We start from the raw sequence: 7755 nt of genomic DNA, 5'->3' as shown, positions 1-7755 counted from the left end.
ACGGCTACCCGCAGCCCGCAAGCGGCCAGCGGCCTCCCGCCGCCCCGGCCGCCGGCGGACGTACCCGCCACTGGATCGAGATCAACGGCACACGCCATCAGATCTCCCGCGCGACGCTCGTGCTGGGTCGCAGTACCGAGGCCGACGTGCGGATCGACGACCCCGGCGTCTCCCGCCGGCACTGCGAGATCCGGACCGGAACGCCCTCGACGATCCAGGATCTCGGATCCACCAACGGCATCGTGGTGGACGGGCAGCACACCACCCGCGCTACGCTCCGCGACGGCTCGCGGATCGTCGTGGGCAGCAGCACCATCATTTACCGGCAAGCCGAAGGGTGAAGCGGGGGCAATGTCAGAGCTGACCCTCACGGTCATGCGGCTGGGTTTCCTGGCCGTACTGTGGCTGTTCGTGATCGTGGCCGTGCAGGTCATCCGCAGCGATCTGTTCGGTACGCGTGTCACGCAGCGCGGATCGCGCCGCGAGGCCGGCCGCCAGCAGCAGGCCGCCCGACAGGCGCCGCCGCAGCAGCGCCAGCAGTCCGCCGGCGGACGGCGCGGCCGTAACGCCCCCACCAAGCTGGTCGTGACCGAGGGCACCCTCACCGGCACGACGGTCGCGCTCCAGGGCCAGACCATCAGCCTGGGCCGGGCGCACGACTCGACGATCGTGCTGGACGACGACTACGCGTCGAGCCGTCATGCCAGGATCTACCCGGACCGCGACGGCCAGTGGATCGTCGAGGACCTCGGCTCCACCAACGGCACGTACCTGGACCGGAACCGGCTGACGACTCCCACACCGATTGCTCTGGGCGCGCCGATCCGCATCGGCAAGACCGTCATCGAGCTGCGGAAGTAGTGCTACACCAATGAATGAGCGCGAGCGGAGCGAGCACGCGGTGGCGGGCCCCCCTGGCCCCCGCGCGCTCCCGACCGGAGGGTGGGCAGTGTGGCTCGACACGACCGGCTGTACCCGGAGCCGACTGGCGAGGTGCGCATGAGTCTGTCACTGCGCTTCGCCGCCGGATCGCACAAGGGGATGATCCGGGAGGGCAACGAGGACTCCGGGTACGCCGGCCCGCGCCTGCTCGCCATCGCCGACGGCATGGGCGGCGCCGCGGCCGGTGAGGTCGCCTCCTCCGAGGCGATCTCCACCATCGTCGCGCTCGACGACGACGTCCCCGGCTCCGACGTCCTCACCTCGCTCGGCACGGCCGTACAGCGCGCCAACGACCAGCTGCGCTCCATGGTCGAGGAGGACCCCCAGCTCGAGGGCATGGGGACCACCCTGACCGCCCTGCTCTGGACGGGTCAGCGGCTCGGCCTGGTGCACGTCGGCGACTCGCGCGCGTACCTCCTCCGGGACGGCGTGCTGACGCAGATCACGCAGGACCACACCTGGGTGCAGCGCCTGGTCGACGAGGGCCGCATCACCGAGGAAGAGGCGACGACCCACCCGCAGCGGTCGCTGCTGATGCGGGCGCTCGGCTCCGGCGACCACGTCGAGCCGGACCTGTCCATCCGCGAGGTCCGCGCCGGCGACCGCTATCTGATCTGCTCCGACGGCCTGTCCGGCGTGGTGTCCCACCAGACGCTGGAGGACACCCTCGCCAGCTACCAGGGCCCGCAGGACACCGTCCAGAACCTGATCGAGCTGGCGCTGCGCGGCGGCGGCCCGGACAACATCACGGTGATCGTCGCCGACGTCCTCGACCTGGACACCGGCGACACCCTCGCGGGCCAGCTCTCCGACACCCCGGTCGTGGTCGGCGCCGTCGCCGAGAACCAGCACCAGCTGCACGACAACGGCATCATGCAGACCCCCGCCGGCCGCGCCTCCGGCCTCGGCCGCCAGGGGCACGGGCACGGCGGCTCGGGCGGCGAGTTCGGCCCGCCCGGCTCCGGCGACACCACCGGATACATCCCGGCGGACGGTCTGGGCTACGGCGACGACGACTTCGTCAAGCCGCGGCGCAAGGGCCGGTGGCTGAAGAGATCCTTCTACGGCGCCCTCGCGCTGGCCGTCATCGGCGGCGGACTGTACGGCGGCTGGCGCTGGACGCAGACGCAGTACTACGTCGGCACCGAGGACGAGCACGTCGCCCTGTACCGGGGCATCAGCCAGGATCTGGCCTGGGTGTCGCTGTCGGAGGTCGAGAAGGACCACCCCGAGATCGAACTCAAGTACCTGCCGCCCTACCAGCAGAAGCTGGTCAAGGCGACCATCGCCGAGGGCGGCCTGAAGAACGCCCAGGCGAAGATCCAGGAACTGTCGGTGCAGGCCTCCGCGTGCAAGAAGGAAGCGCAGCGGCGCGACGCCGAGAGCCGGAACAACTCCAAGACCGGCGAAGGCGAGGCCGGGGGCACCACGGGAACCACTCCCGCCTCCTTCACGTCCAAGGCCACACCGACGCCGAACCCGTCGAACCCGTCGAACCCGTCGGGCTCGCCGTCGGCGCCTGGCAAGTCCCCGAACCCGTCCACGACCGCACCTACTCCCAGCCCCGGCCCCAGCCTCTCGGAGGAAGAGCAGAAGGTCGTCTCGCTGTGCGGTAAGCAGTAGGCAAGCCGTGAGAGGCCCTGTCACACGATGAGCAGTACGAATACGTCGAACTCGCCGACGCACCACACGTCCACGATCGGCGCGATCGGTGCGCCGAGCCGGCGCAACACCGAACTCGCGCTGCTGGTGTTCGCCGTGGTCATCCCGGTCTTCGCCTACCTCAACGTCGGGCTGGCCATCAACGACGAGGTGCCCGCCGGCCTGCTGAGCTACGGCCTGGGCCTCGGCCTGCTGGCAGGCGTGGGCCATCTCGTCGTACGGAAGTTCGCGCCGTACGCGGACCCGCTGATGCTGCCGCTGGCCACGCTGCTGAACGGCATCGGGCTGGTCGTCATCTGGCGGCTCGACCAGTCGAAGAAGCTGCAGGCGTCCAGCTCGTTCGTCGAGGCGGCTCCCCGCCAGCTGCTGTACTCCGCGATGGGCGTCGCCCTGCTGGTGGCCGTGCTGATCTTCCTCAAGGACCACCGCGTCCTGCAGCGCTACACCTACATCTCCATGGCCGGAGCGCTGTTCCTGCTGGTCCTGCCGCTCGTGCCCGGCCTCGGCGCGGACGTCTACGGCGCCAAGATCTGGATCAAGATCCCCGGCCTCGGCACGCTCCAGCCCGGTGAGTTCGCGAAGATCGCCCTCGCGGTCTTCTTCGCCGGCTACCTCATGGTCAAGCGGGACGCCCTGGCCCTGGCCAGCCGCCGCTTCATGGGCCTGTACCTGCCGCGTGGCCGCGACCTGGGTCCGATCCTGGTCGTCTGGGTGATGTCGATCCTCATCCTGGTCTTCGAGACCGACCTCGGCACATCCCTGCTGTTCTTCGGGATGTTCGTCATCATGCTGTACGTCGCCACCGAGCGGACGAGCTGGATCGTCTTCGGTCTGCTGATGTCCGCGGTCGGCGCCGTCGGTGTGGCGAGCTTCGAACCGCACATCCAGACCCGTGTGCAGGCCTGGCTCGACCCGCTGCACGAGTTCGAGCTCAGCCGGGCCGGCGTCCAGGACGGCATCGTCCACTCCGAGCAGGCCATGCAGGCCCTGTGGGCCTTCGGCTCGGGCGGCACCCTCGGCACCGGACTCGGGCAGGGCAACTCCGATCTCATCGGCTTCGCCGCCAACTCCGACTTCATCCTCGCGACCTTCGGCGAGGAGCTGGGTCTGGCGGGCGTCATGGCGATCCTGCTGATCTACGGCCTGATCATCGAGCGGGGCGTGCGCACCTCGCTCGCGGCCCGCGACCCGTTCGGCAAGCTGCTGGCCATCGGCCTGTCCGGCGCCTTCGGCCTCCAGGTCTTCGTCGTGGCCGGCGGTGTGATGGGCCTCATCCCGCTGACCGGTATGACGCTGCCGTTCGTCGCCTACGGCGGATCCTCCGTGATCGCCAACTGGGCCCTGATCGGCATCCTGCTGCGCATCAGCGACACCGCACGCCGCCCGGCCCCCGCCCCGGCAAGCAACCCCGACGCCGAGATGACCCAGGTGGTCCGCCCGTCATGAACAAGCCCCTGCGCCGGATCGCGATCTTCTGCGGTCTCCTCGTCCTGGCACTACTGATCCGCGACAACTGGATCCAGTACGTCCAGGCCGACGAACTCAGGACCAACAAGAACAACCGCCGGGTCACCATCGAGCGCTACGCCTCCCCCCGCGGCGACATCATCGTCGACGGCAAACCGATCACCGGTTCCACGGAGACGTCCGGCAGCGACTTCAAGTGGAAGCGCACCTACAAGGACGGCGCGATGTGGGCGCCGGTCACCGGCTATGCCTCGCAGGCCTTCGGTGCCACGCAACTGGAGAACCTCGAGGACGGCATCCTCACCGGCAACGACGACCGGCTCTTCTTCCGCAACACCCTCGACATGCTCACGGGTAAGAAGCAGGAGGGCGGCAACGTCGTCACGACGCTGAGCGGTGCCGCGCAGAAGGCCGCGTACGACGGCCTGAAGAAGCAGGGCGGCAAGGGCTCGGTGGTGGCGCTGGAGCCGTCCACCGGCAAGATCCTGGCGCTGGCCTCCTACCCCTCGTACGACCCGTCGTCCTTCGCCGGCAACTCCACGACCACGGACACCGAGGCCTGGCAGAAGCTCCTGAAGAAGAACAACCCCGACGACCCGACGCTCAACCGGGGGCTGCGCGAGACCTACCCGCCCGGTTCCACCTTCAAGGTGCTCACCGCGGCCGCCGCGCTGGAGGACGGGCTGTACACGGAGGCGGACCAGAAGACCACGACGCCGCTGCCGTGGACCATGCCGGGCACCACGACCCCGCTGAAGAACGAGGGGAACATCCCCTGCAAGAACGCGACCCTGCGGGTGGCGCTCCAGTACTCCTGCAACACCGTCTTCGGCAAGATCGGCTCTGACCTCGGCAACGAGAAGATGCTGGCGATGGCCAAGAAGTTCGGCTTCACCGAGGAACAGTTCACCCCGGTCCGCGCCAACGCCTCGGTCTTCTCCGACGACATGAACCCGTCGGAGACCGCGCTGTCGTCGATCGGCCAGTTCAACACCGCCACGACCCCGCTGCAGATGGCCATGGTGGCCTCGGCCGTCGCCAACGACGGCAAGCTGATGAAGCCGTACATGGTCGACGAGCTCCAGGCCCGCAGCGTCGACACCATCGAGAAGACCGAGCCCGAGGAGTACAGCCAGCCGATGTCCTCGGAGAACGCCCAGATCCTCCAGTCGATGATGGAGACGGTCGTCAACGAGGGCACGGGCTCGAACGCCAAGATCGACGGCGTCAAGGTGGGCGGCAAGACCGGTACCGCCCAGCACGGTGTCGACAACAGCGAGAACCCCTACGCGTGGTTCATCTCCTACGCCAAGGACAACGACGGCGGCGCGCCGGTGGCGGTGGCCGTGGTGATCGAGGACGACAAGGCCGTCCGTGACGACATCTCCGGCGGCGGCCTCGCGGCGCCGATCGCGAGGAACGTGATGGAGGCGGTCATCAACAGCAAGAAGTGACCCCGCTCACGTCTGTTTCACATCGGTGCACGTTGCGATACCGGTCCTGTATCGGCTGACGGGCTTGGCCAGGTCACACAAAGCGAGCCGGGTACGGTAGGCCCGGACGGCAGCCTCCGACCGTACAAACGTGCCGGTCGGGACCGACGGAGAGGGCTGGTAGGTAGCTATGGAAGAGCCGCGTCGCCTCGGCGGCCGGTACGAACTGGGCCAGGTGCTCGGGCGTGGTGGCATGGCGGAGGTTTACCTCGCGCATGACACCCGCCTCGGCCGCACCGTGGCGGTGAAGACGCTGCGCGCGGATCTCGCGCGTGACCCTTCCTTCCAGGCCCGGTTCCGCCGGGAGGCCCAGTCGGCCGCCTCGCTCAACCATCCCGCGATCGTCGCGGTCTACGACACGGGCGAGGACTACATCGACAACGTGTCGATTCCGTACATCGTCATGGAGTACGTGGACGGCTCGACGCTCCGTGAGCTTCTGCACTCCGGTCGCAAGCTGCTGCCGGAGCGGACGCTGGAGATGACCATCGGCATCCTCCAGGCCCTGGAGTACTCGCACAGAGCCGGCATCGTCCACCGCGACATCAAGCCGGCCAACGTCATGCTGACGCGCAACGGCCAGGTCAAGGTCATGGACTTCGGCATCGCCCGCGCCATGGGCGACTCCGGCATGACGATGACCCAGACCTCGGCCGTCATCGGCACCGCCCAGTACCTCTCCCCGGAGCAGGCGAAGGGCGAGCAGGTCGACGCGAGGTCGGACCTCTACTCGACCGGCTGTCTGCTCTACGAGCTCCTGACGGTCCGTCCGCCCTTCGTGGGCGACTCCCCGGTCGCCGTCGCGTACCAGCACGTGCGGGAAGAGCCCCAGTCCCCGTCGGTCTTCGACCCCGAGATCACGCCCGAGATGGACGCGATCGTGCTGAAGGCCCTCGTCAAGGACCCCGACTACCGTTACCAGTCGGCCGACGAGATGCGCGCCGACATCGAGGCCTGCCTCGACGGCCAGCCGGTCGCGGCCACGGCCGCGATGGGCGCGGCGGGCTACGGCGGCTACCCCGACGACCAGCCGACGACGGCCCTGCGCGCGGACTCCGGCGCGGGCGCCACGTCCATGCTGCCCCCCATGAACCCGGACGACGGCGGCTACGGCTACGACGACCGCCCCGACCGGCGCCGCGGGCAGCAGCGCAAGTCCAGCACCTCCACGATCCTGCTGGTGGCGGCGGGCATCCTGGTGCTGGTGGGCGCGATCCTGATCGGGCGGTGGGCGTTCAGCGGGAACGGGGTCGGCAACGACACGGGCCCCGCTCCGAACTTGGTCGGCGAAACGGTGGACGACGCCAGGAAACTGGCGAAGAACAGCGATCTCAAGGTGGCCACCACCGAGAAGCCCTGCGAGGACCAGAGCAAGGGCAAGGTCTGCGACCAGGACCCGGACGCCGGGGTGGACGTCAAGAAGGGCGACACCATCAACCTCGTGGTGTCGACCGGGGCGCCGAAGGTGGCCGTGCCGAGTGTCGTCGGCGACATCATCGACGACGCCAGGGCGACGCTGGAGGGCGACAAGTACAAGTTCGTGGTCGAGACGAAGCAGAAGGAGTCCTCCGAGGACCCCGGCACCGTCCTCGAGCAGAACCCGACCCTGGGCGAGGAGGTGGAGAAGGGATCCAAGATCACCCTCACCATCGCCAAGGCGGAGGAGAAGTCCACCGTCCCGGACGTCCTCGGCCAGAGCTGTGACCAGGCCAGGGCACAGATGACGGCCAACAACCTGGTCGGCAACTGCACCGAGGTGGACACGCAGGACGACAACCAGGTCGGCAAGGTCATCGCGACCACGCCGCAGTCCGGCTCCTCCGTCGACAAGAACTCGTCGGTCAACATCCAGATCGGCAAGAAGGAGAAGCAGAAGACGCGCGTGCCGCAGGTCGTCGGCCAGACGGTCGGCCAGGCCAAGCAGACGCTCGCGCAGGCCGGCTTCACGAACATCCAGTTCGCGAACGGCAGCGACCAGAGTGACACCGCCCTCGTCGCCGGCCAGGACCCCCAGGGCAACCAGGAGGTCGACGACCCCGCGGCCACGACGATCACTCTGCAGACCGTCGGCGTCGGAGGCGGCGACAACAACGGCGGCAACGGCAACGGCGGCATCTTCGGCGGCCTCAACGGCCGCAGCGAAGAGGACTGACCGCGCTTCGTACGGCAGGCGCCCCAGCACCCTCGGTGC

General features: G+C 68.8%; 6 protein-coding genes. All 6 read left to right on the top strand.

The features are described from left to right. Positions 1–341 (top strand): FHA domain-containing protein (locus ACFTZL_RS37075; RefSeq protein WP_382592441.1); only part of this gene is annotated, 341 nt, incomplete at its 5' end. A gap of 10 nt (positions 342–351) precedes the next feature. After that, the gene (locus ACFTZL_RS37070; protein WP_189727151.1) at positions 352–861 is read left to right on the top strand and encodes an FHA domain-containing protein; all 510 of its coding nucleotides are present in this window, start codon (positions 352–354) and stop codon (positions 859–861) included. A 138-nt stretch (positions 862–999) separates the two neighbouring features. Then, complete coding sequence (locus ACFTZL_RS37065) at positions 1000–2565, top strand: Stp1/IreP family PP2C-type Ser/Thr phosphatase (protein ID WP_382592438.1); 1566 nt, start codon at positions 1000–1002, stop codon at positions 2563–2565. Between the two features lie 27 nt (positions 2566–2592). After that, a complete protein-coding gene (locus ACFTZL_RS37060; protein WP_189727153.1) occupies positions 2593–4050 on the top strand; it encodes an FtsW/RodA/SpoVE family cell cycle protein in 1458 nt (485 codons plus the stop codon). Then, entirely contained in the window at positions 4047–5525 is a 1479-nt protein-coding gene (locus ACFTZL_RS37055) for a peptidoglycan D,D-transpeptidase FtsI family protein (RefSeq protein ID WP_382592434.1), read from the top strand. The genes ACFTZL_RS37060 and ACFTZL_RS37055 overlap by 4 nt, the downstream gene beginning before the upstream one ends. Positions 5526–5694: 169 nt before the next feature. Then, positions 5695–7716 (top strand): Stk1 family PASTA domain-containing Ser/Thr kinase, encoded by a 2022-nt coding sequence (pknB, locus tag ACFTZL_RS37050; RefSeq protein WP_382592431.1) that lies wholly within the window; start codon positions 5695–5697, stop codon positions 7714–7716. The last annotated feature ends 39 nt before the right edge of the window (positions 7717–7755 follow it).

This window comes from Streptomyces sp. NPDC056948 (genome assembly GCF_042674225.1).
Classification (GTDB): domain Bacteria; phylum Actinomycetota; class Actinomycetes; order Streptomycetales; family Streptomycetaceae; genus Streptomyces; species Streptomyces purpurascens.
Note: the sequence above shows the minus strand (reverse complement) of the source record. Positions and strands in the feature narration are given on the sequence as shown.

Excerpts from the sequence above, each read along its gene's own strand:
- ACFTZL_RS37070 (WP_189727151.1), top strand. The coding sequence starts at position 352 with ATGTCAGAGCTGACCCTCACGGTCATGCGGCTGGGTTTCCTGGCCGTA.
- ACFTZL_RS37065 (WP_382592438.1), top strand. The coding sequence starts at position 1,000 with ATGAGTCTGTCACTGCGCTTCGCCGCCGGATCGCACAAGGGGATGATC.
- ACFTZL_RS37060 (WP_189727153.1), top strand. The coding sequence starts at position 2,593 with ATGAGCAGTACGAATACGTCGAACTCGCCGACGCACCACACGTCCACG.
- ACFTZL_RS37055 (WP_382592434.1), top strand. The coding sequence starts at position 4,047 with ATGAACAAGCCCCTGCGCCGGATCGCGATCTTCTGCGGTCTCCTCGTC.
- pknB (WP_382592431.1), top strand. The coding sequence starts at position 5,695 with ATGGAAGAGCCGCGTCGCCTCGGCGGCCGGTACGAACTGGGCCAGGTG.